23 protein-coding genes are annotated in these 25998 nt (G+C 38.3%); 17 read left to right on the top strand and 6 right to left on the bottom strand.

Annotated features, from left to right (window positions below; all coding sequences use genetic code 11):
* Positions 1-114: 114 nt before the first annotated feature.
* Both AC1DDK_RS13030 and AC1DDK_RS13025 read right to left on the bottom strand, forming a co-directional pair.
* Complete coding sequence (locus AC1DDK_RS13030) at positions 115-2655, bottom strand: ABC transporter permease (RefSeq protein WP_216854311.1); 2541 nt, start codon at positions 2653-2655, stop codon at positions 115-117.
* Positions 2642-3337: an ABC transporter ATP-binding protein gene (locus AC1DDK_RS13025; protein ID WP_172659553.1), complete on the bottom strand. Its 696-nt coding sequence runs from the start codon at positions 3335-3337 to the stop codon at positions 2642-2644. Before AC1DDK_RS13025 ends, AC1DDK_RS13030 begins: the two co-directional genes overlap by 14 nt.
* Before the next feature lie 83 nt (positions 3338-3420).
* On the opposite strand from AC1DDK_RS13025, the gene AC1DDK_RS13020 reads away from it, so the two are divergent.
* The 4 genes from AC1DDK_RS13020 (at position 3421) to dnaE (ending at position 8855) form a co-directional block, all read left to right on the top strand.
* Complete coding sequence (locus AC1DDK_RS13020) at positions 3421-4107, top strand: arylesterase (protein ID WP_172659554.1); 687 nt, start codon at positions 3421-3423, stop codon at positions 4105-4107.
* 53 nt (positions 4108-4160) lie between these two features.
* Positions 4161-4643 carry a hypothetical protein gene (locus AC1DDK_RS13015; RefSeq protein WP_337716448.1) on the top strand — a complete coding sequence of 161 codons (483 nt, stop codon included), beginning with the start codon at positions 4161-4163 and terminating at the stop codon, positions 4641-4643.
* Positions 4644-4742: 99 nt separating this feature from the next.
* Entirely contained in the window at positions 4743-5900 is a 1158-nt protein-coding gene (gene dinB / locus AC1DDK_RS13010) for a DNA polymerase IV (protein WP_172659556.1), read from the top strand.
* Between the two features lie 3 nt (positions 5901-5903).
* Positions 5904-8855 carry a DNA polymerase III subunit alpha gene (gene dnaE / locus AC1DDK_RS13005; protein ID WP_337716450.1) on the top strand — a complete coding sequence of 984 codons (2952 nt, stop codon included), beginning with the start codon at positions 5904-5906 and terminating at the stop codon, positions 8853-8855.
* 316 nt (positions 8856-9171) lie between these two features.
* Here the strand turns inward: dnaE and AC1DDK_RS13000 are convergent, their stop codons facing one another.
* The gene (locus tag AC1DDK_RS13000) at positions 9172-10470 is read right to left on the bottom strand and encodes an MFS transporter (RefSeq protein ID WP_288881022.1); all 1299 of its coding nucleotides are present in this window, start codon (positions 10468-10470) and stop codon (positions 9172-9174) included.
* A 282-nt stretch (positions 10471-10752) separates the two neighbouring features.
* Between AC1DDK_RS13000 and AC1DDK_RS12995 the strand changes: the two genes are divergently transcribed.
* Both AC1DDK_RS12995 and AC1DDK_RS12990 read left to right on the top strand, forming a co-directional pair.
* Positions 10753-10944, top strand: coding sequence for a hypothetical protein (locus AC1DDK_RS12995; RefSeq protein WP_048906978.1), 192 nt, complete (start codon positions 10753-10755; stop codon positions 10942-10944).
* Positions 10945-12027 (top strand): serine hydrolase domain-containing protein, encoded by a 1083-nt coding sequence (locus AC1DDK_RS12990; RefSeq protein ID WP_337716452.1) that lies wholly within the window; start codon positions 10945-10947, stop codon positions 12025-12027.
* 14 nt (positions 12028-12041) lie between these two features.
* Here the strand turns inward: AC1DDK_RS12990 and trxA are convergent, their stop codons facing one another.
* Positions 12042-12338: a thioredoxin gene (trxA, locus tag AC1DDK_RS12985; protein ID WP_337716454.1), complete on the bottom strand. Its 297-nt coding sequence runs from the start codon at positions 12336-12338 to the stop codon at positions 12042-12044.
* 138 nt (positions 12339-12476) lie between these two features.
* Between trxA and AC1DDK_RS12980 the strand changes: the two genes are divergently transcribed.
* Positions 12477-13058 (top strand): DUF1684 domain-containing protein, encoded by a 582-nt coding sequence (locus tag AC1DDK_RS12980; RefSeq protein WP_337716456.1) that lies wholly within the window; start codon positions 12477-12479, stop codon positions 13056-13058.
* A gap of 45 nt (positions 13059-13103) precedes the next feature.
* On the opposite strand, the gene AC1DDK_RS12975 is transcribed toward AC1DDK_RS12980, so the two are convergent.
* Complete coding sequence (locus AC1DDK_RS12975) at positions 13104-13625, bottom strand: hypothetical protein (RefSeq protein WP_048906975.1); 522 nt, start codon at positions 13623-13625, stop codon at positions 13104-13106.
* 299 nt (positions 13626-13924) lie between these two features.
* Between AC1DDK_RS12975 and AC1DDK_RS12970 the strand changes: the two genes are divergently transcribed.
* From AC1DDK_RS12970 to AC1DDK_RS12930, 9 genes are all read left to right on the top strand, one after another.
* Positions 13925-14446, top strand: coding sequence for a DinB family protein (locus AC1DDK_RS12970; RefSeq protein ID WP_172659561.1), 522 nt, complete (start codon positions 13925-13927; stop codon positions 14444-14446).
* A gap of 17 nt (positions 14447-14463) precedes the next feature.
* A complete protein-coding gene (locus AC1DDK_RS12965) occupies positions 14464-15066 on the top strand; it encodes an alpha-ketoglutarate-dependent dioxygenase AlkB family protein (protein WP_172659562.1) in 603 nt (200 codons plus the stop codon).
* A gap of 132 nt (positions 15067-15198) precedes the next feature.
* Positions 15199-15804 (top strand): TetR/AcrR family transcriptional regulator, encoded by a 606-nt coding sequence (locus AC1DDK_RS12960; protein ID WP_048906972.1) that lies wholly within the window; start codon positions 15199-15201, stop codon positions 15802-15804.
* 50 nt (positions 15805-15854) lie between these two features.
* Positions 15855-16286, top strand: a complete 432-nt coding sequence (locus AC1DDK_RS12955) for a DoxX family protein (RefSeq protein ID WP_172659563.1) — start codon at positions 15855-15857, stop codon at positions 16284-16286.
* 47 nt (positions 16287-16333) lie between these two features.
* Positions 16334-16933: an LEA/WHy family protein gene (locus AC1DDK_RS12950; RefSeq protein WP_172659564.1), complete on the top strand. Its 600-nt coding sequence runs from the start codon at positions 16334-16336 to the stop codon at positions 16931-16933.
* A gap of 122 nt (positions 16934-17055) precedes the next feature.
* Positions 17056-19494 (top strand): PIG-L family deacetylase, encoded by a 2439-nt coding sequence (locus AC1DDK_RS12945; RefSeq protein ID WP_288881006.1) that lies wholly within the window; start codon positions 17056-17058, stop codon positions 19492-19494.
* A gap of 12 nt (positions 19495-19506) precedes the next feature.
* On the top strand, positions 19507-19656 hold the full coding sequence (locus tag AC1DDK_RS12940) for a hypothetical protein (protein ID WP_172659566.1): 150 nt from the start codon (positions 19507-19509) through the stop codon (positions 19654-19656).
* Entirely contained in the window at positions 19653-21365 is a 1713-nt protein-coding gene (locus tag AC1DDK_RS12935) for a sodium:solute symporter family protein (RefSeq protein ID WP_172659567.1), read from the top strand. Before AC1DDK_RS12940 ends, AC1DDK_RS12935 begins: the two co-directional genes overlap by 4 nt.
* Before the next feature lies 1 nt (position 21366).
* Positions 21367-22395: a sialidase family protein gene (locus AC1DDK_RS12930; protein WP_337716458.1), complete on the top strand. Its 1029-nt coding sequence runs from the start codon at positions 21367-21369 to the stop codon at positions 22393-22395.
* A gap of 67 nt (positions 22396-22462) precedes the next feature.
* Here the strand turns inward: AC1DDK_RS12930 and AC1DDK_RS12925 are convergent, their stop codons facing one another.
* The gene (locus AC1DDK_RS12925) at positions 22463-23311 is read right to left on the bottom strand and encodes a DUF2911 domain-containing protein (protein ID WP_246269407.1); all 849 of its coding nucleotides are present in this window, start codon (positions 23309-23311) and stop codon (positions 22463-22465) included.
* 117 nt (positions 23312-23428) lie between these two features.
* On the opposite strand from AC1DDK_RS12925, the gene AC1DDK_RS12920 reads away from it, so the two are divergent.
* Complete coding sequence (locus AC1DDK_RS12920; RefSeq protein ID WP_288881000.1) at positions 23429-25993, top strand: M1 family metallopeptidase; 2565 nt, start codon at positions 23429-23431, stop codon at positions 25991-25993.
* Positions 25994-25998: the final 5 nt, after the last annotated feature.

Below are 25998 nucleotides of genomic sequence, written 5' to 3'. Positions count from 1 at the left end.
TGCAATAATAATGTAACGCTAAAACTAATGCTGATGTTTTAACAGGGGCGCAAAAATAGCTTTTTGAATGGATGTGCGTTGCATATTTTTGAATAAACTATCATCAATTTTAGTTTAAGCGTTTAATACAGCTAAAGGCGGAGTATTTAATACTTTTCTGCTACTTAAAACACCCGTGAGTACAACCAAAAAGCAGATTAGGATAAACAACAATAGTATCGGTAATAGAGAAGGAGTAAAGCTGGTGTCGAAGCTAAATACAGCTAGGAGCCAACTGCCTCCAAGAGCAAGAATTATTCCTGCACCGGCAGAAAATGCGCCCAGAAATAAGTACTCTATGGCTGTAATTACAAGGATCTGTTTTCGACTGGCTCCCAAGGTTCTGAGCAGTACGCTTTCTCTTAATCGCTGGCCCCTGCTTGTTAGCACTGCAGAAATGAGTACTATCCAGCCGGTTGCCATGCTAAAAGCAGCCATAAACTGTATTACAAAACTTATTTTTGATAACAACTCATCTAAAGTTTTTAATATAAGACCCAGATCTATCACAGATACATTAGGGAATTTTCGTACCACAGCGCTTTGGAAGTTAGCCGAAACGTCATTTGAAGTAATTCGTGTCATCAGTACATGAAACTGGGGGGCATCCTCTAATACACCTGTAGGGAAAACAACCCTGAAGTTAGTTTGCATTCTTGCCCAGTTCACTTCTCTTAAACTTCCAACAACGGTAGGTATCAGTAATCCCTGAACGTTAAAAACGATACTATCGCCAACTCCTACATGGATGTTCCTGGCATAACCTTCTTCTAACGAAACATAGACCTTTTCTTCCGGTTTTGCTTTGCCTTGCCATATACCTTCGGTTACTTTTTCTGCCGAGGTGAGGGTGTCCTGGAAAGTTACCCTAAGCTCTCCTTGAAAAGCACGTTTGGAATCACCTGCAGTATCCTGAAGTGCCGTTTTTCCATTGATTTTCTCAATTCTAACGGTTACAACCGGTACCTGGTTCATTACCGGTAATTTATAATCTCTGGTTAATGTGGCAATTGCTTCCTTTTGTTCATTTTGAATGTCGAACAGTATCATATTTGCCTGATTGGCGGCAGAGGATATGGTTACCCTTTTTATTAAAATGCCCTGTACAAAAAACAGTGTACAGATGAATGCTGCCGATAAACCTATGGATACGGTAAGCATAAGGGTTTGGTTATTTGGCCGGTAGAGATTCGCAAACCCCTGTCTCCATAAATAACTTGAAGAAGCTGGTATGAGCCTTTTTACTGCCCACATTAAGAGTCTGGATAAAGCAAAAAGTAATAGGAACGAGATTAAGATACTTCCGGTAAACACAACTGCCTGCATCCAACTGCTCATTTGAAATCTGGTAAATGCCAGTACAAAAAGCAGGATGAGTAGATACACAATCCATTTTAACGGGTCTCTGGGGTCGTTTGATTTCTCAAACGAATGCCTGATGGCATTTAATGGAGAGATAATGCGTACTGAAAGGAGCGACGGCAGAGTAAATAAAACTGAAATGACCAAGCCCAGCAGTACTCCTTGTAAGATGGCAAGCCATGAAATTTGTAGGGTAAGTTCTACCGGGATGAAATCTTTTAATACTATCGGTAATGCGAACTGTATAATTGTGCCCAATGCAGCACCTAAAACAGCACCAATAAATCCTATAAAAACAATTTGGATGAGGTAAATTAAAAATGCCTCCCAGGCTTTTAAACCAAGACAGCGGAGGGTAGCTATAGAGTTTAGTTTTTCGCCAATATATACATGAATAGCGCTTCCAACACCTATACATCCCAATAAGAGGGCAATAAATCCTGAAAGCTCAAGAAATCTGCTCACGTCTCTGAATGATTTTCCGGTGCTTTCCTTTTTAGATTCTACAGTTTCTGTGTCGAGATTTTCTTTATCAAGCAAGCGCTGGATTTTTTTAACCTGACCAGCTACGGCAGATGGTTTATTGTACCGGTAGTAATACTTGTATTGGATTCTGCTGCCTATTTTGGTTAATCCGGTTTGTTCAAGATACTTTAGCGGGATATAAACAACAGGCGCTACGGTAGCAGATATTCCGGTTTGCCCGGGTGCTTTATCCAATATTCCAGCTATTAAGAAGTTAAGTGAACCAATTTTAATGGAATCGCCTGGTTTGGCATTGAACTGCAGCATCACTGTTTTATCAACCAATGCCCTGCGCTCTTGCTGAAAGGTTCTTGCTGCATTTACAGGGGTAGTTTCGATGGTTCCATAAAATGGGTAATTGCCTTCAAGCGCGCGTACCTGTACCAATCTGCTGCCTTCATTTTTAAGGAAATAGATCATTGAAGCGAAGCTTCTTTCCGAAGCCTTTTCATTTCCCAGCGTATCTAGTGCTGCTTGTGCTTTTGCGCTTACGGGTTTGCGTGCCTGTATCACCAGGTCTGCTCCGGTAAGCATTTTGGCTTGATTGTCAATATCACGTTGCATATTATCCCTGAATGAATACACGGCTACTAAAGCCGCAATTCCCAGGATAATTGACGATACGAAAAGAAACAGTCGGGATTTATTGCGACGGGCATCACGCCAGGCCATTTTAAAAAGCCAGCCGATGTTTACAGATCTTTTAAGTGCGGAATTATCTTGTTGCATTTGGATCGTCTGAAATGATTACGCCACCTTTTATTTTTATTATCCTGTTTGTACGCATAGCCAGTTCCAGGTCGTGTGTAACTATGATTAGCGTAGTTCCGGCATCCCTGTTCAGTTCAAACATTAGCTTTTCTATTTTTTCGCTGGTTTCGGCATCCAGATTACCTGTAGGTTCATCGGCAAAGAGTATAGCAGGTTTGTTGGAAAATGCCCTTGCCAGCGAAACACGTTGCTGCTCGCCACCAGAAAGTTGTACCGGATAATGATGTGAGCGCTCTGCAAGGCCTACTTTATCTAACAGATCCATGGCATGTGCACGAATGTCTTTCTCTCCGCGCAATTCCATTGGTACCATTACGTTTTCAAGCGCGGTAAGGGTTGGCATTAGCTGAAAGTTTTGGAATATAAAGCCTATGTAGCGATTGCGTACCGCTGCCCGCTGATCTTCTGTGAGCTCATCTAGTTTTATGCCATTTAGCTTAACGGAGCCGGTAGTAGATCTGTCGAGCCCCGCACAAAGTCCCAGAAGTGTAGTTTTACCACTGCCGGATGGACCTGTAATTGCAAGTGTAGAACCTCCTTCTACAGAGAAATTGACGTTGTTAAGGACAGTAAGTTCTTTTCCGGCACTTTTATATATTTTACTTACATTTTCAATGTGGAGTATGTTTTCTGATGGCATATTATTAATAAATAGGTATTTTTATAGTTAAATATACGAGGCCTGAGAAGTAATGGCTAATTTTAGATTTATATTACATAGATATGTTACGTTTTAAAGCTTCAGCCCTGATCATACTATTGTCAATTGTATTGGCATCATGTGGAAATAACCAAAATAAAGAACCATTACAGGCGAAACCTGCAGAGGCGGCACCTGTTGCTACCGAAGTTCCAGTTAAACAAAAAAATATTCTATTCTTCGGTACAAGTTTAACAGCCGGATACGGATTGGAACAAGGAGAGGCTTATCCGGAACTTTTACAGAAAAAACTGGATTCACTTAAGCTTCCTTATAAAGCAATAAACGGTGGACTAAGTGGAGAAACGTCTGCCGCCGGGAAAAACCGGATAGATTGGTTACTAAAACAACCAATAGCCGTTTTTGTGCTTGAACTGGGCGCTAATGATGGCTTGCGCGGAATAGCGGTTAATGAAACTACGGCCAATTTGCAGACTATAATAGATAAGGTTAAAAAGAAATATCCTCAGGCTAAAATGATTTTAACCGGAATGGAAGTGCCGCCTAACATGGGGGCTAAGTATGCTTCTGATTTCAGGAATATGTTTAAAACACTTGCAGCTAAAAATGAAATGGTTTTTCTGCCGTTTTTGCTAGAGGGAGTAGCGGGTATTCCTAAGTTAAATCAGAATGATGGTATTCATCCTACCGCCGAGGGACAGAAGATACTGGCTGAAAACGTTTGGACGAAATTGAAAGGTGTGCTGTAATTAGTAAAGATTTTTTTTACTATCTTCATTATCTAATCAAATAGCAATAGTGTATGAACATAGTCGTTAAAATTTGGGTACGCAACCCTGAATGGTACTGTGATGAGCATAAAAATCTGGATGACCGAAAGGAATGGGAACAATTGAATGCTGCTAAAATTCCAAAACACTCTCATTGCGCAGCCTTTAAATTCTCTGAAGAAGTGACTGGTTATTCTAAAAAAGATACCAATACTTATGAGCTGACCATCTCTGCCGAAGGTGAGGGCCATGAGAATTCGGCTGTTTTGGGTACGGTTTTATTAGAAGATGTTCACGTAACTGAATTTAATCATGGAGAAGATAGTACCCCTGTTGTTATATCAAATGATATTATTCATGATATCGTTACTACGCAGAAAGAAAATGGGAAATTATGCTGGAACTACTTTCTTAAAGAAAATATAGATATTTTAAATTTAGAGTCCAATATCTGGCTATCTGCCGCTCACAAGGATCAAATTCTAAAGGAAGTCCCGGGCCTTATGCTTGCTTAAACGAATAGTATAATCTGTATTTGCGCTAATATATTTAGTTTTATAATTGTTTTACTAATTTTATTAGCTTAGTTTTGTCGTGACCTAAATTTATTTGTCATGAGGGAAGGGAAGCAAATAATTCATATGGATCAGGACGCATTTTTTGTGTCTGTAGAGTTAAAAAAGGATAGTAGTCTTATTGGAAAACCCGTAATTATTGGCGGCATGTCGGATCGTGGAGTAGTAACTTCATGTAGCTATGAGGCCCGAAAATTTGGGGTACATGCGGCGATGCCAGCCAGAATGGCAAAGATGCTGTGTCCGCATGGGGTTTTTATTAAAGGCAGCATGGATGCTTATTCTAAAGCATCTCATGAAATTACTGATATTATAAGGGAAAGGGCGCCGCTGTTTGAAAAAGCCAGTATTGATGAACATTATATAGATATGACGGGCATGGATAGGTTCCATGGTTGTATGACTTATGCCCATGAACTTCGACAAGTTATTATGAAAGAATCGGGCTTACCAATTTCTTTTGGGTTGTCGGTAAATAAAACGGTTTCCAAAATGGCAACTAACGAATGTAAGCCAAGCGGGGAGAAGAATGTTGAAGCATCGGGTGTACAACCTTTTTTAAATCCTCTTTCAATCAGGAAAATTCCGGGACTGGGAGAAAAGACCTTTGTAAAACTCAGTGATATGGGCATCAAGAAGATTCATACACTGGCCCAGATCCATCCGGATCAGATGAATATGCTGATGGGGAAAAATGGGTTATCGCTGCTTCAAAGAGCCAAAGGGATAGACAATAGTCCGGTAGTTCCATATGCCGAGCAGAAGAGCATTGGCACACAGTGCACATTTAAAGCAGATACTATAGATATAAATATGATCAATAACCTGCTTACTTCGATGGTAATGGATATTGCATTTCAGCTGAGAGAAAAAAAGAAACTTGCGGCCTGCATTACTGTAACGATCAGGTATTCTAATTTCGAAGATGTTACCAGGCAGGCATCTATCCCTTACACTGCACTGGATAATACACTTATTCAAAAAGCAAAGGAACTTTTTAAACAGGTATATACCAAGAGGATGTTATTACGACTTGTTGGTGTGCGTTTGTCTAGTCTGGTAAACGGATTTGAACAAATTGATATGTATAGTGAATCGCAGGAACAATATAGCCTGGTGCAGGCAATGGACAGGATTCGCAAGCGATTTGGAGAAAAGGCAGTAACAAGGGCATCTGTGTTGAATATTGAATTATAAGCCATGTACCTGAACGTTCATTCTCAATATAGCTTGCGTTATGGCACTATGTCTATCGAAAAGCTCATAAAGGAAGCCACTTCTCGAGGGGTTACGCAGATGGTGCTTACAGATATCAATAACTCAACGGGGATCATGGAGTTTATGAGAGCATGTAATAAGAGCGGTATTAAGCCCATTGGAGGTGTTGAATTTAGACGAAATAAGCAATTACTTTATATTGGGGTTGCCAAGGATAAGGAAGGGATGAAGGAGTTAAATGATTTCCTGACTGAGCATAATCTGGAACAGAAAGAGCTGCCCGATAAGGTAAAACCCTTTAAAAATGCAGTTGTAATTTACCCCTATGCAGGTGATAATGTAACGGAACCATTAGGCGAAAATGAATATCTGGGGATTCGCTATGATGAGCTGCATAGCTTGCACGGCAAGGAGATCAATCATATAAAAGATAAATTACTTGCATTACAACCTGTTTTTGTGGCCGACAGGCTCGAATACCGCTTACATGAGTACTTGAGAGGGGTAGATTTGAATACGCTGCTTACGATGATTGGGCCTGAAGATAAATGCAGTAGTACCGATATATTTCTGCCCGCAGGGGAGCTGGAAGCTAGATTTAGTAAATATACTTTCATTCTAGACAATACACGGAAACTGATGGATAGCTGCAGGATGAATTATGCGGAGGGGAAAGTGCACCTGAACCGTAAAACCTTTACGGGGAGTAAGAATGATGATAAAGCACTGCTTGAAAAGCTGGCAATGGGAGGTCTGATTTATCGTTATGGAAAGAACAATAAGGAGGCACTGAAAAAAGTAGAGAACGAACTGAAGGTAATTAATGACCTGGGGTATTGTGCCTATTTCTTAATCACCTGGGATATTATTCGTTATTCCATGTCTAAGGGTTATTATCATGTAGGCAGGGGCTCAGGAGCTAATAGTGCCGTGGCTTTTTGTTTGCGTATCACTGACGTAGATCCGCTGGAACTCGATTTGTATTTTGAGCGGTTTCTGAATGCACAACGTACCTCGCCTCCGGATTTTGACATTGATTATTCCTGGGATGAGCGTGAAGATGTGCAGGATTATATTTTTAAGCGTTACGGAAAAGACCATACTGCGCTGCTAGGCACGATGAGTACCTTTAAAGACCGCTCCATTATTCGTGAGATTGGTAAAGTAATGGGCCTGCCAAAAGCTGAGATTGAGGGCTTTACAGATCCGGCTAAAGCAACGGAAAACAGAAACAATCCTACTTTTGAAAAGATTAACGCCATATACGAAATGATGAAGGAGATGCCCAATCAAAGAAGTATTCATGCTGGTGGCGTACTGATTTCGGAAGAACCGATTACTTATTACACTGCATTGGATTTACCACCCAAAGGAATGCCCACTGTACAATGGGATATGTACGAGGCGGAGGTGATTGGTTACGATAAATACGATATACTAAGCCAAAGAGGGATAGGGCATATCAAAGAAGCAGTGAGGCTGGTGGAGGAAAATCAGCAATATAAAATAGATATCCATCAGGTAAAGACGTTTATGAACGATGCTAACCTGAATAACAAGTTAAAATCTGGCAATAGCATTGGTTGTTTTTACATCGAATCGCCGGCAATGCGGCAATTGCTTACCAAGCTGGGCTGCGAGAATTACCTGACATTGGTTGCGGCCAGCAGTATTATTAGACCTGGGGTTGCACAATCAGGTATGATGAAGGCTTACATTCAGAATTTTCATAAACCAGATGCTGTAGAATACCTGCATCCGGTAATGAAGGAACAACTGGAAGATACTTTTGGGGTAATGGTTTATCAGGAAGATGTGATTAAGATCTGTATTCATTATGCGGGGATGGATGGTACGGATGCAGACATTTTGAGACGGGGGATGAGTGGGAAATATCGCTCGAAAATAGAATTCAATAAGCTGGTAGAAAAGTTTCATGAAGGAGCAAAGGCATTGGGCAGGCCACAGGCCATTACGGCCGAGGTATGGAGACAGGTATTCTCTTTTGCGGGTTATAGTTTCTCTAAAGCACATTCAGCGAGTTTTGCAGTAGAAAGTTATCAGAGTTTACATTTAAAAACCTACTATCCCCGGGAGTTTATGGTTGCGGTGCTGAATAATTACGGCGGGTTTTATACGCGTTGGTTGTATGTTCATGAATTGCAAAAAGCGGGTGCAAAGGTGCATTTGCCATGTGTAAATGTAAGTACTTCTGGAGTGTCCATTAAAGGGAATGATGCCTACCTGGGGCTTATTGGTGTACAGGGACTTGAGAATAGATTTATAGAATTAATTCCCGATGAGGTTAAGCGAAATGGTGCATTTATTGATCTGGAGGATTTTGTAAAACGTACTGGGATGGGACTGGAACAGGTAATCATTTTAATTAGGGTGGGAGCTTTAAGGTTTACAGGTAAGAGTAAGAAAACTTTGTTGTGGGAGGTGCATATGATGTTGGGTGGTAAAGTTAAGCCTGTTAATCATGCAGAACTTTTTCATTTGGAAAGTAAACATTATATGCTGCCAGAGCTGATTAATACCAAGCTTGAAGATGCCTATCATGAGCTGGAACTGCTTGGGTTTCCTTTGTCGCTTTCTATGTTTGATCTATTGAAAACCCCATACAGAGGAGATGTGTGCACAGACAACCTGATTCAATATGTTGGACAAACGGTAAAAATGGTGGGATTGTATGTTTGTGAAAAGACTGTGCATACGAAAAACAACAAGAAAATGTGGTTTGGTACTTTTCTGGACGCAGATGGAAATTTCTTTGATACTACACATTTTCCCAACAGCACGCCTACTTATCCTTTTAGAGGAAAAGGTTGCTACCTGATATTGGGTAAAGTAGTGGAGGATTTCGGTTTTCCAAGTGTTGAGGTAATCAGGTTTGCAAAGCTACCTATTGTTCATAATCCTGTGATGGATTGAGCTTGATTAAATACAAAATTTGGAATTTTATTTTTTATGAGTCAAAATGCCAAACAAAAAATTGTCGAAAACTTAATAGCCGGAAAAAGTGCGGAATGTATAGTATTCTTTGTTTTTGAATCAAGAGAATAGGACTTTTGTTAATAGAATTGTGTGCCTAAATTGTAGTCTCATAAATAAATTTTTGTTTCGCACTTTTCGTTTTAATTATGTCTATTAAGATTTGTAGACATGCTTATATTTGGTTTTTAGGCATTGTTGTTCCTGCATCGAACAGCAATGCCTTCCTTAAAACAGTAACCCGAAAATTTATTTATCAACTGTCCTGATTTAGTTTCGAAGTCTTCTTTGTATCCTTCATAAAAATATACACCATCAGGGATATGAAAATACAGATGGTGATGTACCAGTAGTAATATTCTTCATGGTTCCAATCTTTTAATTGCAAAGCGATATATTCGGCTGATCCCCCGAAGATGGCAACAGTTAGCGCATAGGGTAATCCAACACCAAGGGCTCTAACCTGGGCTGGAAATAGTTCGGCTTTTACTACTGCGTTGATACTGGTATAGCCACTAACAATAATTAATGCAATCATTAAAAGAAAAAACGCCTGCCACTGTGAGGTGGTGTGACTTAGCGTTGTAAGCAATGGAACTGTGCATATGGTGCCTAATACACCAAAAGCAATGAGGAGTGGTCGCCTTCCTATTTTGTCGGACAATGCTCCGAATAAAGGCTGCAAACATGCAAAGATGAGTAGTGTTAAAAACGACATCAATGTAGATTGTTCTTTTGTCATGTGTACAGTATTGACAAGGAACTTTTGCATATAAGTTGTGTAGGTATAGAAGGCGAGGGTACCGCCTAGTGTTAATCCTATTACGGTAATTACTGCTTTGGGATGTTTTAATAATTCTTTTATAGTTCCTTTCTTTTCATTTCCGCGTTGCTTTTGGTTCTCGAATGCTTTTGTCTCATCGAGGTTTTTCCTAAGATAAAGTGCAACAATGGAAAGGATGGCACCGAATACAAATGGAATACGCCAACCCCATTCCTGAAGTTGAGTTTCAGATAGTAGTACTCTTTGCAGGATTAATTGAATAGCGAGGGCTAGTAATTGGCCCCCTATTAAAGTTACATATTGAAAACTTGAGTAAAATCCGCGTCTGTTTTTGGTGGCCATTTCACTTAAATAGGTCGCAGATACGCCATACTCGCCACCAACACTTAAGCCTTGAAGCAATCTTGCGGTTAACAAAAGGATGGGTGCTATAATGCCAATGGTTTTATAGGTCGGCGTTAGGGCGATTAGAAAAGAACCCAGCGACATCAATAATACAGAAAGTGTCATGGATTGTTTACGACCAACGCGATCGGCAACGCGACCAAAAATATAGCCTCCAAGTGGGCGCATTAAAAAACCTAAAGCAAATATCCCTGCGGTATTTATTAACTGTACAGTGGGGTTTCCTTCAGGAAAAAAGGAGGCGGAAAAATAAATTGCAAAAGCAGAGTAGGCATACCAGTCGTACCATTCTACAAGATTACCTATGGAGCCACCAAAAATGGCTTTTAGTCTTCTTGCCGAGATTTTATCATCATTTCCTTCCATAGGTTTTATAGTTAAATGCAATTTATAGAGTTTGATCTTTATATAGGCAAAAATGGATCAACTAAAAATTTTTAAAGGCGTATACAATATTTTGTTTCTAAATGCGTCTTTATATGGAGAGCGTTAATTTAGATATACAGGAATGGTCGGTAGGATCATTCCTGTTTTCTTTTTATAGCCTATCTAGTTGTAATATAATTGTAACTATATTCCATGGTTATTTGATGAACGAATTAATTTGTATCTTGTATTGTTTATTTTTTATCTGTAAAGCAGTACGTTATGAATCAAAAAGAAATCAAAGACGAGTATGTTAACGCAGTTAACAAGATCGAAACCATTCTTAAATTCGATAAACATGTTTATCCTACAGCGACCGATTTTATTGGTCACCTTTTAAAACTATCTAAAAGCCATCATTTTGAAGTTTTAACAAAAGACGGCTCTAAACTGGAAGATGCTATTAATGGGTAAATGCCTTTGACAAGAGCTATAAACCTGGTAATACTTCTGTTCCTTGCAAACTGTGCTTCCGGACAAATTAAAAAAGTTCAGGAGGTAGTTGATTCCTGTGTAAAACAGCGAAACTTTAACGGCGCAGTGCTAATTGCAAGGAGTGGGAAAATTGAGTATTTAAAATATACGGGAATAGCAGATAGGGTTAATGATATCAGGTATTCCGAAAATACAAGATTTCACATTTGGTCGTTAACCAAAACATTCACGGCTGTACTGATCATGCAGCTCTATGAACAAAAAAGAATAAATTTAGATTCAACAATCTCTGTATATTATCCTGAATATAAGGGCGAAGCTGCAAGAAAAGTTACTATCAGGAATTTACTTACCTATAGTAGTGGAAGGTTTCATAGGGATATTAGTTCTCCGGAAATGATACATGAGGCTTATGATAAAACAATCTGGCCTCTGGATACTTTTATAAATAAATTCCTTTCAGAAAAATTAATAGATACGCCAGGTACTAAATTCAATTATAATAATGGCGACTTCATTATCCTGGGTAAAATAATAGAGAATATTTATGGAAAAAGTTACCAGCAGGTGCTAAAAGAAAAAATATTATTGCCTTTAAAAATGTTTCATACAGATTACCTTCATCATGAGGACATCATAAAAGGCATAGATCATGGTTATTCAAATAGAGATTCAAGTGTAACAGATCTTTATATGCCAACAAATTATTATATGGATAATTTCTATTCTGCGGGAGCTATGTACTCAACGCCGCAGGATTTGCTGTTGTTTGATCAGGCAATTTTTAATCATAAAATATTAAAACCTGAGACGGTGGATGTAATGCTTAAGGGGGATGAAAAGCTTGGAGATGTTGCTTTTGGATTTTGGGTATACCCTAAGAAATTCGGAAATGTAAATACCATATTTGCTGAAAGGCAGGGAGCAGGGTACGGACATAATGCGAACTGGGTACACCTTGTTGATAAAGATCTTACTTTTATTTTCTTATCCAATACGAACACGACTGATCTTAATAAGATGCGCCTAAAAGTAATTGCTGCTTATTTGGGCCAGAAATAGATGGTGTTTGGTGCCTAAGCGTATTGGTTGATGATCTGCTGTAATTGCGTTGCCTGAACAACTCCAGATTGCCTCCAAAGAATTTTACCTTGTTTAAAGAGTATAAAAGTAGGTACACCTTGCACACCGTATGCGGCAGCAGCGGCTTGATTCTTGTCCACATCTATTTTTAGAATGGTTGCAGTCTCTCCAACTTGTTTTTTTAATGTGTCCAGAATGGGCGCCATAACTTTGCATGGGCCACACCATGTAGCATAAAAATCGACAAGTACCGGTTTATCACCTTTAATGATTTCTGAGAATGTAGCCATAGTATTACTAGTTTAATGTTATGTTATTCTAAGCAACAAACAGAATGCCACATACCTGAGTGGGATTTCTAATATATAAATTGATAGCTTTGTAAACTAGATTTTAATGATATGATTAGATACTGCTTTATACTGTTTATGATGATTCAACTGAACAGTTTTGCACAAGATTATAAAACACAGATTGCAACGCACCGCGAAAATTACAAGGCAGATTTTTTGAAGGATACCCGTTCACCGCTAAAGGAAGGTGATCTAAAGAATTTACATTTTTTTGAAGCCGATAGTAACTATAGGATAAAAGCGAATGTAGAGCTTTTAATGAACGAAACATCATTCCAAATGCCAACCTACACAGGTACTAGCAGGGAATATATACGTTATGCAATTCTTAGTTTTAAATTAAATGGCGAACCCCAGAAGCTTACTATATATAAAAGCATTTCTTTATCGAAAATTGCCGAATATAAGGATCATTTATTTCTGCCATTTACTGATGAAACCAACTCGGAGGAATCATACGGTGGTGGAAGGTATATTGACCTAAGCAGCCAGGATATTTCAGGAAATTTTATTGAGGTCGATTTCAATAAGGCCTACAGCCCTTATTGTGCTTATAGCGATGGCTATCAATGTCCTAAACCTCCGGCAGAAAATGACCTGAAACTTAAGGTTAAAGCTGGTGAAATGATATATACCGGAGATAAAAAACATAAATAATTTCTTTTGATAGAATTAAAAATCAGAGTTAGTTGATTTAATCAACTAACTCTGATAAGCATAAACCATATTTAGATTTGCTGTCTGCTTATCTTTAATACGCTTTAAATGATCTTGGAATAGTTCGTGCTCAGTTTGTGAGGCAGTTGCTAGCGCCGCTTGTTTGTAGTGCTCTTTTGCTGTAGCGAAGTCTTGTAATTCCTCAGCATTTAAGCCAAGGCTCTCATGAATGTGAGCTTTACAAACTCCTGGAACAGTTAATGCCTTTTTAGCTATGTTTTGAGCTAATTTATGCATTTTTAATGTGATCAACAGCTTTAGATAATGTTCATAAACATCAGGGAAATCAGCCTCCAGTTCTATGCACTTTTTATAATAGTAGCCGGCAGTTTGGTAATTTTTGAACTGATAATAATAAAAACTACCCAATTGATAATATGCTCTGGCATACTCCGGATCTGAATTAACGATTTCATGAAAAAAGTGAAGCGCTTTTGGCAGCTCGCCATAATGAAGTTCTTCTATTGCCTGCAGATACTTTTCTTCTACAGTGTATAAAATGTCCATAAGGATATATGTATGATTTGCTAAGGATTAAATAGCCATAGCAAATTGATTATAATAAAATAAATGATTTTTGTTTAGGTCTTAGCGTATTCTAGTTAAAACTAAAATCCATACCCAAGTCCATGAGCCAAGGAGACCGGCTAATGTTATTCTTTTGGATATATTTAAGACGTAGCATGATTTTATTTTTTTACAAATGTAGTTAATTTTTTTATTTAAAAACAGACTGCCATAGGGTTGTCAGTGGAGGTGGTTTTCTTTGTATAAGAAATGAGATTAACCACTAAAAACCCTACATTATGACTACGATTAACACAACCGCAGAAACAGTTTTGACGCCTTTATTTATTAACTCTAATGCTTTGTTAGACCATTGGCAAGGCCACCGCAGACTTACAAGACGTGTGATTGAGGCTTTTCCGGAAGATAAATTATTTAATTATTCTGTTGGAGGGATGCGTCCGTTTGCCGGTTTAATAAGTGAAATTACCAGCATGTCTGGTCCGGGGGTGAAAGGCATTGCTACCGACGAGTGGACAACCATTAATGAAATGGATCATCACACAGGAAAAACTGAAGTGAATTCCAAGGAAGCGCTGTTAAAGGAATGGGATAGGATAACAGATGAGATCAATACTTACTGGGCACAGATTCCAGAAGAGAAATTTCAGGAGGTAGTATTGGCATTTGGTCAATATGAAGGAGAGGCGTATGGTATTATCCTTTATTTTATCGATAACGAAATTCATCATCGTGCGCAGGCCACTGTGTATTTGCGTAGTCTAGGTATAGAGCCGCCTGCATTTTGGAACAGAGATTAATTGCCTAAATTGCATCCATGGAAAAAATCTATGGTGATCATGTAAATCTATTAACAATACCCGGGGAAGCATTTTTTCATCCGGGTTTTTTTATGGAGGATGATAGTTATATGTATCTGGATAAGTTAACTGAGGAAACCGAATGGAAACAGGAGCCCATAAAGATTTTCGGAAAAACCGTTCTTCAGCCTCGTTTTACCGCCTTTTATGGGGATGAGGATGTTAGCTATACTTATTCTGGTATTACCATGAATGCTTTGCCGTGGACATCGACCTTACAGAGAATAAAAGAAAATATTGAAACAGCTTTTGATACTAAATTTAATGCCTGCCTGTTGAACCACTATCGCGATGGTAAGGACTATATGGGCTGGCATAGAGATAATGAAAGGAATCTGGGTAAATTTCCTGTGATTGCTTCTGTTAGCTTTGGGGCATCAAGAATTTTTCAATTCAGAAATTACAAAGATAAACTGCCAATCGTTTCTATTGAATTAACCCACGGCAGCTTGCTGATTATGAAAGGAGAGACCCAGCATTATTGGGAGCACAGGCTTCCGAAGACGGTAATTGAAACCCAACCTAGAATTAATTTGACTTTTAGAACGATTAAAACTTAGTGGCTTTAGTTATTCGCTTTATACGCATTGGAAAAAAATATTGTTGTAATTAAGTCAGAAAAACATTTCAAGTTTTAATTGTATCTTAAACCCATTACTTTTGTTAACACTGTTAACTAAAATTAAACTAGTATGGGAATCGCAGAACGTAAGATCAGACAAAAGGAAGAGTTCAGGGCTAGCATACTTGAAGCTGCCTGGCTACAAGTGCTAACTGATGGCTGGCAATCTTTATCTATTCGTAAAATTGCCGACGCCATCGAATACAGTATTCCGGTTATCTACAATCATTTCGAGAATAAGGAGGCTATTCTTTTGGAATTTACTAAAGAGGGATTTCAAAAACTCGCAGATGCGCTGCTTGAAGTAAAGAATAAATATACTGAGCCATCAGAACAACTGGAGGCCATTGCTCATGCTTACTGGGATTTTGCTTTTGAACACAAGGAATACTATCAGTTGATGTTTGGCCTTGGGATACCTGCATGTGAAATGGTAAATCAAATTGCCGAAATGAAATACATGACTGGTATTATGATCACAACTATTCAGGAAGCAATTGCTTCGAGCAATAATACCGAAACCAACTATTTTCTAAAGTACCATACTTATCTCTCAATACTGCATGGTTTGGTTTCAATAGAGATGATCCAGAAAGTAGGAAAGCCCGATCCGGAGAAGAAATTAATCCTTCAGGATGCAATTTCGGGATTTATTAAATCACTTACAATTAAATAATCACCAAAATTTATATATTTAGCATCAACTGAAAAACTGAAAGTTTAAACATGAGAAAACTATTTAACACTAATTTCAACAATGAGGGCGTACATTTTATGCTGCTTATTACACGTATTGCTATTGCTGCATTTATGCTTACGCATGGTCTTCAAAAATTACCATGGCTTTTGGCAGGAGGTGAGATTCAGTTTGCAGATCCTATAGGTCTTGGTCAAACAGCTTCTCTGGTATTAACCGTGTTTGCTGAAGTTGTATGTTCCGTTTTAGTTTTGTTAGGTCTGGGAACCAGATTTGCAGTAATACCTCTGATTATACTTATGCTTGTGGCTAGTCTTATTATTCATGCACCAGATGCATTTGAGAAGAAAGAACTTGCATTTCATTACCTGCTTACTTACTTGTTTTTACTTGTTGCTGGCTCAGGTAAGTATAGCATTGATCATTTAATAAGCCGCAATATGAATGGCCGCAGACGGTAGTAAAAAAAGATTTGTATAATTTTACTGAATAATCCGTTATAGCTGTTATGAAAAAGATATTATTAGTTTGCCTGATGGCGATAGGGGTAGCTGGTTGTGGTATAAACAAACAGGCACGACAAATAAAAGCACTTGAAAGATGTAAATATAGGATCACTTCGGCTGATGAGATTACTCTGGCAGGAGCTGATGTGAAAAAGATGATCAGCAATCAGGATATTAATTTGGGTAGCCTTCCGGGACTTGCTCTGGGATTATTGAGAAAAGATGTTCCATTAAGAGCTCGGTTGAACCTGGAAGTAAAAAATCCTTCCGGTGATGATGCTTCTATTAATCAGTTTGAGTACAAAATATTGATTAACAGACAAGAACTTGCTGCCGGTTTTGTAAATCAGGAAGTAAATGTTGCTGCGGGACAGGCTACGGTAGTCCCGGTTGATATGGAAGTAAATATCTATCCGTTTATCTCCGATAGCAAGGTAATGAGGGAAATCACTGAGTTTATTCAATCTGGAAAGAATGGACCCGAAAAGAAAGGGATACTTACACTTAAAATCAGACCAAGTATTAAAGTTGCCGGTGGATTAGTGAAATATCCGGGCTTTATTACTATTGATAAAGAAGTAAGCAGCAAAATTCTCCTATAAGAACCGTAGTATTTTTGCATGATTGTTACGGAGTTTAGTTTTTAATAACACTTCGGATTAATGTTTTTTAATTATTTTCGGGCTATCTTGAGGTTACATAAAATGTAATCTAAGATATGTATATGAAGTTACGTTTATGCTTACTCCTGCTTACTGCGCTGGTTCCTTCGTTAATTAAAGCCCAAAATATGCAGCAACTTAATGCTGCTGAGATTAAACAAGGCCTTGAAGGATTAAATGTTGTTGGCAGTGTTTTATATATTGCTGCACATCCTGATGATGAAAATACCCGCTTACTAGGCTATCTGGCTAAAGAGAAAAAAGTTAGAGCCGGTTATTTATCATTAACCAGGGGCGACGGCGGACAAAATCTTATAGGTAATGAACAGGCTGAATTACTTGGGTTGATCCGTACTCAGGAATTGCTGGCCGCCAGACGTACAGATGGTGCTGAACAATTCTTTACAAGAGCAAACGACTTCGGATTTTCGAAGAATTCTGATGAGAGTTTTAAGATCTGGGATAAATCAAAAATACTTGCCGATGTAGTTTGGGTGATTCGTAAGTTTCAGCCTGACGTGATCATTACCCGCTTTCCTGAAGATTCACGCGCAGGTCACGGACACCATTCTGGTTCTGCAATATTGGCTCATGAAGCTTTTGTAGCGGCTGCTGATCCTAAGCAATTTCCTGAACAGCTTGCTTTTGTAAAGCCATGGCAGGCAAAACGCATTCTTTGGAATACCTTTAATTTTGGAGGTAATAATACCACTTCAGATGATCAGCTGAAAATTGATGTGGGCGGTTATAATGCTCTGTTGGGTAAAAGCTATGGAGAGATTGCTGCCGAAAGTAGATCTAATCATAGAAGCCAGGGCTTTGGTTCTTCCAGACAACGTGGATCAGCTATAGAGTTTTTTAGTTATGTAGCTGGTGAGAAGGCGTCTAAAGATATATTTGAGGGCGTAGATTTTACCCTTAATCGGAATCCTGGAAATGGAGAGATACAAAAACTTGTTTCTGAAATTAATGCTGAATACGATGTTGCCGATCCATCTAAATCGGTAATAAAACTTTTAAAGCTTAAGCAACTGGTAAAAGGAAAGCCCTTTAAACAAGATTTGCTGGACGACTTGATCCTGGCTTGTGCGGGAATCTGGTTTGAAAGTGCTGCGGTAAGTTCATCTTATGCTTTAGATGCTCCTGTTGACGTTAGAATACAGGCTATTGCAAGGGCTAAACAAGGTTTCCCCTTAAAGATGAGTATTGAGGAAATTAATAGCAAAGCTTCTTTTGATTTGCCGCCTAATCAATTTGTTTCTCAGGATAAAACTATATCAACTTCAGGTATAAAAATTACTCAGCCTTACTGGCTGGAAAAGAGACATACTTTAGGTTCGTATGTAGTTGATTCATTGTCAAAGATTGGGCTTGCAGAAAATCCAATAGGCTTAAGCGGTTTATTCCGGATCAAAATAGGTGATCAGGTGATTGAAAAGAAACGACCTGTAGTTTATAAATATACGGACCAGGTACGTGGTGAAATTTATAAACCTTTAGTAATTGCGCCCCCTGTAACTGCTACTATGGGTGAAAAGGCATTTGTTTTTATTAATAATGAGCCTAAAAGAATAGCTATTCAGCTCAGAAGTTTTAAGGATAATGCAGTAGGAGTATTGAAGCCCGCAATTCCAATGGGATGGAAGGTTGCTCCTGAAAATATTAGCTTTAACCTGGCTAAAAAAGGTGAAGAACAGACCGTTGAATTTACAATTACCCCAGCAGGGAGTACCATTAACGGTAATTTAGTTTTAAATGTTGTTGTTGATGGCAAAACATACAATCGTGCTTTGCATGTAATAGACTATGAGCATATTCCTACTCAAACACTTTTTCCATTTGCTGAGGCAAAGGTGGATAAGGTAGACTTAAAGTTGGCAGGAAAACGCATAGGTTATATAGCAGGAGCGGGAGATTTAGTTCCGGAGTCATTAAAACAGATTGGTTACGAGGTAATTAACCTAACCGCAGGACAGGTTGTGAATGGAGATCTTTCAGGATTCGATGCAATAATTGCTGGTGTTAGGTTATATAATGTAAGTGAACAGATTAAAAGCATGCAGCCCAAACTGATGAAGTATGTAAATGATGGTGGGACTTTACTGATTCAGTATAATGTAAATGGCCCTTTGCGACTAGATAACTTAGGTCCATACCCTTTTGGCCTGTCTCGAGATAGGGTAACAGAGGAAGATGCCAAAGTTACAATACTAAAATCTGATGATCCTGCTTTGAACTATCCGAATAAAATTACAGATAAAGATTTTGAAGGCTGGGTACAGGAGCGAGGATTGTATTTTGTTACCGATGTTGATCAAAAGTACAGGACCCTTTTGAGCATGCATGATGATGGTGAAGGTGAGAAGACAGGGTCTTTAATTATTGCAGATTATGGCAAGGGTAGATTTGTTTATACTGGTTTATCATTTTTCAGACAACTGCCCGCAGGCGTGCCGGGTGCTTATAGACTCTTTGTGAATTTAATATCAGTTAAGAAGTAATATAATAACAGCATGGCAGAACATGACAACCCGGTACCAGAGAAACCAGAGCAAGAGTTGCCGCCTTTTGTTAAAACCTGGAAACAGTTTTACCGGTTACTGATAGGCTGGCTTGTATTTCTGATCCTGATTTTTTACGCATTTACAAAATACTTCGAATGAGTGTTATAGATTGGGCAGTATTAATTCTTACACTCGTTGTAATTGTAGTTTACGGCATTTATAAAAGCCGTGGGGCTCAAAACATTCAGGGCTATTTACTGGGTAACCAATCTTTGCCTTGGTACCATGTTTGTCTGTCAGTTATGGCTACCCAAGCCAGTGCAATTACTTTTTTATCTGCACCTGGTTTGGCGTATTCTTCGGGGATGAGCTTTGTACAGTTTTATTTTGGTGTACCATTGGCAATGATCGTTTTGTGTATCACGTTTGTGCCTATTTTTCATCGTTTAAAGGTATATACCGCTTACGAGTATCTTGAACAGCGGTTCGACCTTAAAACAAGGGCTTTAACCGCATTTCTTTTTCTTGTGCAAAGAGGACTTTCTACTGGTATTACCATTTATGCCCCTTCAATTATCCTTTCTACTATTTTAAATATCAATACTACTTACACTACTTTGTTTATTGGAAGCTTAGTGGTGTTCTATACTGTTTATGGGGGTACAAAAGCAGTTTCCTATACGCAGATGCTTCAAATGAGCATTATATTTTGTGGTTTGTTTGCTGCGGGTATTATGGTAGTTCATTTACTACCTGCAGATATTGGCTTTGTGAAAGCGATAAATATAGCTGGTAAAATGGGTAGGGCAAATGCGATAGACTTCACCTTTGATCCGAATAATCAATACACTGTATGGACAGGTTTACTGGGAGGTTTCTTTCTACAATTATCGTATTTTGGAACTGATCAGAGTCAGGTTGGCCGTTATTTATCTGGCGCATCTGTTAGTCAGAGCAGACTGGGCTTATTGATGAATGGCCTTGTTAAAATACCTATGCAGTTCCTGATATTGCTGATAGGCGTATTGGTTTTTACTTTTTATCAATATAATAAACCACCCATATTCTTTAACAGTTTTGAGCTGAACAAGCTGGAGAATAGTAAATATAATCCTGAACTGAATAAAATAAAGGCCGACTATGATGTGGCTTTTAAAGAAAAGCAAGTTGAGGTTAATAAAATGAATGTTGCTTTGGACAAAGATGATAAATCGTTGATTGACCGGCAGAGAAAGGCATTGCAACAGGCAGACGAGAAGGAGAAGTCGATAAGAAAACAAGCTACTGACTTAATGGTTAAGAATGATGAGCATGCAAATACAAAAGATAATAACTATATATTTCTAAGTTTTGTAACTCAATATTTGCCACAGGGACTTATAGGATTATTGATTGCGATCATATTTCTCGCTTCAATGGGATCTACTGCCAGTGCCCTAAATTCATTGGCATCCACAACAGTGATTGATATTTATAAGCGTCTGATTAAGAAAGATGCTTCAGATCATGAATACTTGCAGGCTTCCAGACTTGCAACAGTATTTTGGGGTGTGATTTGCATTGTTATGGCACTTTACGCAAGTAAGATAGGTAATTTGCTGGAGGCTGTGAACATACTTGGTTCTTATATTTATGGTACCATACTTGGTGTTTTTCTAGTTGCTTTTTATGTACGGCATGTAAATGGTAGGGCTGTGTTTTTTGCAGCTTTAGCAACGGAACTGGTGATTATAATTATTGGTAAACTTGATCTTGTTGCTTACCTATGGCTAAATGTGATTGGGTGTTTATTGGTAGTTCTTTTGTCGGTAATTATTCAGAGTATGATGAAGAAAACAGGAATTGCCGGGGAGAAAAATAATATTTAATATGATACGAAGTTTTTTAACTGCTTTTGTTTTAACTGTTTCTACTGTTACGGTATTTGGACAGCATGCATGGAAAAAGGTAACTGATGAACTGATATTTAACAATCCCCCATTTGATCAATGCCATGCATCTACATTGGTTGAAATTGATGGAGGAAAATTAATGGCTGCATGGTTTGGTGGTAGTCATGAAGGAAGTAAAGATGTAAGGATCTGGCTATCTATAAATGAACAGGGAAAATGGACTAGCCCTGTTGCCGTTGCCGATGGTAAAGTGAATGGTGAATGGTCTTCTCCTTTATGGAATCCGGTATTATTTAAAACAAAGAAGGGAAAACTTTTTTTGTTCTATAAAGAAGGGCCCTCGCCAAGAGAATGGTGGGGAATGGTGCGAACTTCTGATGATAATGGCAAAACATGGTCTGCTAAAACCCGTTTGCCGGAAGGGGTGTTGGGACCAATAAAAAATAAACCTATTGAGTTAGCTGACGGGACAATTTTGTCTCCATCAAGTACTGAAACTGATGATAAGTGGAGTGTGCATATAGAACGGTCTGGAGATGGAGGTAAAACATGGGCGATTATACCTGTTGATGCAGATAGTAGATTTGATGTAATCCAGCCAAGTATATTGATTCATGGGGGAAATAAACTTCAGATATTATGTCGAAGTAAACAGGGGGTCGTTGTTGAATCGTGGTCGGAAGATAGTGGGAAAACATGGGGTAAATTAAGCGCTACCACTTTGATGAATCCTAATTCAGGAACTGATGCTCAAACATTGAAAGACGGTAAGCATATGATTGTTTATAATCCAACTGTTCCAGGTAAGGAATGGTTTAATGGGCGATATAAATTAAACGTCGCTTTGTCGGAAGATGGGGAAAAATGGAATGATATTCTAAAGCTCGAAGATGGCGATACTAAAAAGGAGTTCAGTTATCCGTCAATAATTCAGACTAAAGATGGCAAGGTTCATATCAGCTATACATTTGATAGAAGGAATATTAAGCACATAGTGCTTGAATAATTTGATAAATATAAGACAGGATGCTGATTTATGGTATCCTGTCTTATATTTATGTTTTTGGATAATATTATTTTTTAGTCTCAGCTAATAAGCCAGTATGTAATCTAATATATTCAGGATTTTTAATCTCAGTGGCTAATTTTATGCCTTCCTCTGCAGTGGCTGCTGCAGCTTTCTTATCTCCTGATTTTAATTGAACACGTCCTTTTAGTAATTTAACCCATGGCGCTTTAGGATCTGCAGTTTCAGCAGCGGTAGCCCATTCAAGTGCTTTGCTTAAGTCTTTTCCAGTTTCAAGGTAATAGTATGCAGCCTGAAAGTAAGGTTTTTTCTCTCCTTTCATTGCCTCATCAATACCTGCCATCACTTTGGCGTCAAAATCAGTAGATAAATCAACCGTTAAAGCAGTATTTTCCCACATTAACTGCAATTTGGCAGTATTTGGATAAACATCGGCAAATTGAATAGTAAATGTTTCTACTTTCTCCTTAAGTTTAGTTGGCTTAACCTTTATGCGCAATATATCATCACTTTCTTTATACTCATAGGCACCCCATTGTTTTGATCCTTTGTTTATGATTACGGTCCATTCACTCTCTCCTGGAATGGTAAATAATTCATATTCTCCGGCAGCAAGATCTTTTCCTCCAATTTTAACGGCCTCTGTAAAAGCGATGGTAGTAGCAGAATTAGCACCGGTTCTCCATACAGAACCATATGGTTCTAATCCGCCAAAGATTTTACGTCCCTTAGTGTTTGGACGAGAATAACTGATAGTTACTTTACCCAGACCAAAATCCTGAGAAATGGTTTGCCCTGAGCTTGGTTGAGGCATTTTTACACCTTGTGCCTTAAGCTCAGATTGTAATGATACCGTTAGCGCAATAAGCAGTACTGTTGTTAATGTCTTTTTCATGATCATAAATTTGTTTTAGGTGATCAGTCAGTTTGAACAGAGCTGATCTAAGTTTTGTTGACGCTAAATTACCACTTATTTGATGCTTTAATTCAACAAAATCTTAAATTCGTTGCTATGGTCAATTTGCGTAATACAATAGCAATTTTAGCGCTCTTTCTTATTTCTTGTTCTGGTGCGAAATATTTCTCAGAGCCAATATTGGAGACGGGAGTCTCCAAAAAGCTGGCTATTTATCGCAAATTGACTTTAAGTAATATCAACTACAAAATCGGACTGGATATTCCTAAGAATAGGAGTGAGATTATAAATGCTACAGAAGAAATAGCATTTCAACTTAGATCGACTAAATATCCATTGCAGCTGGATTTTAGAGAGGATGCTAAAAAGATAAAAAGTCTGGAAGTAAACGGTGTTTCTGTAGCGGTGGATCATAGGGAAGAACACTTGATTATAGATTCTAAATACCTAAAGCAAGGAGAGAATATAATAGGTTTGAGTTTTGAGGCTGGTGAGGCTGCACTTAACAGGAACAGTGATTATTTATATACTTTGTTTGTTCCGGATAGAGCGCGGACAGTTTTTCCTTGCTTTGATCAGCCTGATTTAAAAGCAACATATAACCTCACTTTAAAAATTCCGGCGGATTGGAATGCTTTGGCTAATGCTGGGTTAAAAGATTCTGTTGTTACAAACGACTGTAAAACCTACCGATTTAATACATCAGATACCTTAAGTACTTATTTATTTGCTTTTGCGGTAGGAAAGTTTACACTTGCAAATGGTAAAGTCGGAAACATGCTGACCGATTTTCTATACCGAGAAACTGACTCGTTAATTATAAAAAACAGCTTGAATGAAGTGTTTAACATTCATTCGAAGTCATTGAGTTATCTGGAACAGTGGACTGGAATTCCTTATCCTTTTCAAAAATTTGGTTTTGTGGCTATTCCGGATTTTCAGTTTGGAGGTATGGAACATGTAGGTGCAATTCAGTATAAGTCGTCGGCCTTATTTCTCGATGAAGGTGCTACTAAGGATCAACTAAATGGTCGCAATAACTTAATTGCTCATGAAACTGCTCATATGTGGTTCGGAGATTTGGTTACCATGAACTGGTTTACAGATGTTTGGATGAAAGAAGTTTTTGCAAATTTTATGGCTGATAAGAGTGCGGAAAATATTACTGGGAAAGAAGCATTTGATCTTAAGTTTTTGATAGATCATTTCCCTGCAGCTTATGGGGTAGATCGTACTACGGGTTCAAATCCAATAAGACAAGATTTAGATAATTTAAAAGATGCAGGAACACTTTATGGAAATATCATTTACCATAAAGCTCCAATAATGATGAGACAGTTGGAGCGTTTAATGGGAAAGGAGAAATTTCAATTAGGTGTGCAGGAATACCTGAAGAAATTTGCGAATAAAAATGCTTCCTGGCCAGAGCTAATTACAATCCTTGATAAACATTCGGAGCATGATTTAAATAAATGGAATAAGGTCTGGGTAAATGAGGCGGGAAGACCTTTGGTTGACTATACGGTTAAAGCTGTAGGTAATAAAATTAGTAAGTTCATAATTAAGCAGAAGCCAGAGTATGGGGCAAATAGGATTTGGCCACAATTAATAGAAGTAACTCTTTATTATCCTGGTTATAGTAAAGAATTAACAGTGAGCCTCAATAATAAAGAAGTTAGATTAAAAGCTGCTGAAGGAATGGATGTGCCATCTTTTGTTCTGTTTAACTCATCAGGACAGGGGTATGGTCTTTGGCCATTGGATAAAAAAATGTTTAATGAGATATATTTGGTTGATAAGCCTTTGAGCAGGGCTGCTGCCTATATTTCATTGTATGAGAATATGTTAAGTGGGAGGTATATTAAACCATCGGACCTGTTAAATCTGTTTGTAAAAGGGCTGGATCAGGAAAAAGAAGAGCTAAACCTCAAACTGATGACCAATTATATCAGTAGTATTTATTGGGGACTCATTTCAGCCTCCGAACGTACTGGCGTATCCACATCATTGGAGAGCAATTTGTGGAACAGTATGCAGAAGCAAAGTTTGCCTAATAACAAGAAGGTGCTTTTTAAAACCTACCAAGACATATATCTATCGGCTAACGCCGGTGAAAAGTTGCACCGAATTTGGGAAAGTCAGAAAATTCCTGCAGGATTAAAGCTGACAGAAGATGATTATACCTCATTGGCCTTTTCACTTGTATTGAGAGATGGTGATAGTTCGATTCTGGGTAAGCAGCTTAAGCGAATAAGTAATGGGGACAGACGAAAAAGATTTGAATTTATTATGCCAGCTGTATCTTCTGCAGAAACAAAACGGGATGCCTTTTTTAAGAGTCTTGAACTAAAATCGAATAGAGAAAAGGAATCAAATGTGGGGGCTGCCTTATATTATCTTCATCACCCACTAAGACAAACTAGTTCGTTTAAATATTTAGCGAAGAGTCTGGATATGTTGGCTGAAATACAAAAAACAGGAGATATCTTTTTTCCTCAAAACTGGCTTCAATCTACATTTGGGTATTATCAGAGCGCGGAGGCCCTAAAAATTGTTCAAGACTTTTTGGAAAAGAACCCCCGCTATAATCCAAAGTTGAAGGCCAAAATTCTTCAGTGTTCTGATAATTTATTTAGAGCACAAAAATTATTAAAAGAATAAGGTCA

The organism is Pedobacter sp. 05T44 (genome assembly GCF_056395985.1).
Note: the sequence above shows the minus strand (reverse complement) of the source record. Positions and strands in the feature narration are given on the sequence as shown.

Coding starts and splice junctions, on each gene's coding strand:
- AC1DDK_RS13030 (WP_216854311.1), bottom strand. CDS start 2,655: ATGCAACAAGATAATTCCGCACTTAAAAGATCTGTAAACATCGGCTGG.
- AC1DDK_RS13025 (WP_172659553.1), bottom strand. CDS start 3,337: ATGCCATCAGAAAACATACTCCACATTGAAAATGTAAGTAAAATATAT.
- AC1DDK_RS13020 (WP_172659554.1), top strand. CDS start 3,421: ATGTTACGTTTTAAAGCTTCAGCCCTGATCATACTATTGTCAATTGTA.
- AC1DDK_RS13015 (WP_337716448.1), top strand. CDS start 4,161: ATGAACATAGTCGTTAAAATTTGGGTACGCAACCCTGAATGGTACTGT.
- dinB (WP_172659556.1), top strand. CDS start 4,743: ATGAGGGAAGGGAAGCAAATAATTCATATGGATCAGGACGCATTTTTT.
- dnaE (WP_337716450.1), top strand. CDS start 5,904: ATGTACCTGAACGTTCATTCTCAATATAGCTTGCGTTATGGCACTATG.
- AC1DDK_RS13000 (WP_288881022.1), bottom strand. CDS start 10,470: ATGGAAGGAAATGATGATAAAATCTCGGCAAGAAGACTAAAAGCCATT.
- AC1DDK_RS12995 (WP_048906978.1), top strand. CDS start 10,753: ATGAATCAAAAAGAAATCAAAGACGAGTATGTTAACGCAGTTAACAAG.
- AC1DDK_RS12990 (WP_337716452.1), top strand. CDS start 10,945: ATGCCTTTGACAAGAGCTATAAACCTGGTAATACTTCTGTTCCTTGCA.
- trxA (WP_337716454.1), bottom strand. CDS start 12,338: ATGGCTACATTCTCAGAAATCATTAAAGGTGATAAACCGGTACTTGTC.
- AC1DDK_RS12980 (WP_337716456.1), top strand. CDS start 12,477: ATGATGATTCAACTGAACAGTTTTGCACAAGATTATAAAACACAGATT.
- AC1DDK_RS12975 (WP_048906975.1), bottom strand. CDS start 13,625: ATGGACATTTTATACACTGTAGAAGAAAAGTATCTGCAGGCAATAGAA.
- AC1DDK_RS12970 (WP_172659561.1), top strand. CDS start 13,925: ATGACTACGATTAACACAACCGCAGAAACAGTTTTGACGCCTTTATTT.
- AC1DDK_RS12965 (WP_172659562.1), top strand. CDS start 14,464: ATGGAAAAAATCTATGGTGATCATGTAAATCTATTAACAATACCCGGG.
- AC1DDK_RS12960 (WP_048906972.1), top strand. CDS start 15,199: ATGGGAATCGCAGAACGTAAGATCAGACAAAAGGAAGAGTTCAGGGCT.
- AC1DDK_RS12955 (WP_172659563.1), top strand. CDS start 15,855: ATGAGAAAACTATTTAACACTAATTTCAACAATGAGGGCGTACATTTT.
- AC1DDK_RS12950 (WP_172659564.1), top strand. CDS start 16,334: ATGAAAAAGATATTATTAGTTTGCCTGATGGCGATAGGGGTAGCTGGT.
- AC1DDK_RS12945 (WP_288881006.1), top strand. CDS start 17,056: ATGAAGTTACGTTTATGCTTACTCCTGCTTACTGCGCTGGTTCCTTCG.
- AC1DDK_RS12940 (WP_172659566.1), top strand. CDS start 19,507: ATGGCAGAACATGACAACCCGGTACCAGAGAAACCAGAGCAAGAGTTG.
- AC1DDK_RS12935 (WP_172659567.1), top strand. CDS start 19,653: ATGAGTGTTATAGATTGGGCAGTATTAATTCTTACACTCGTTGTAATT.
- AC1DDK_RS12930 (WP_337716458.1), top strand. CDS start 21,367: ATGATACGAAGTTTTTTAACTGCTTTTGTTTTAACTGTTTCTACTGTT.
- AC1DDK_RS12925 (WP_246269407.1), bottom strand. CDS start 23,311: ATGAAAAAGACATTAACAACAGTACTGCTTATTGCGCTAACGGTATCA.
- AC1DDK_RS12920 (WP_288881000.1), top strand. CDS start 23,429: ATGGTCAATTTGCGTAATACAATAGCAATTTTAGCGCTCTTTCTTATT.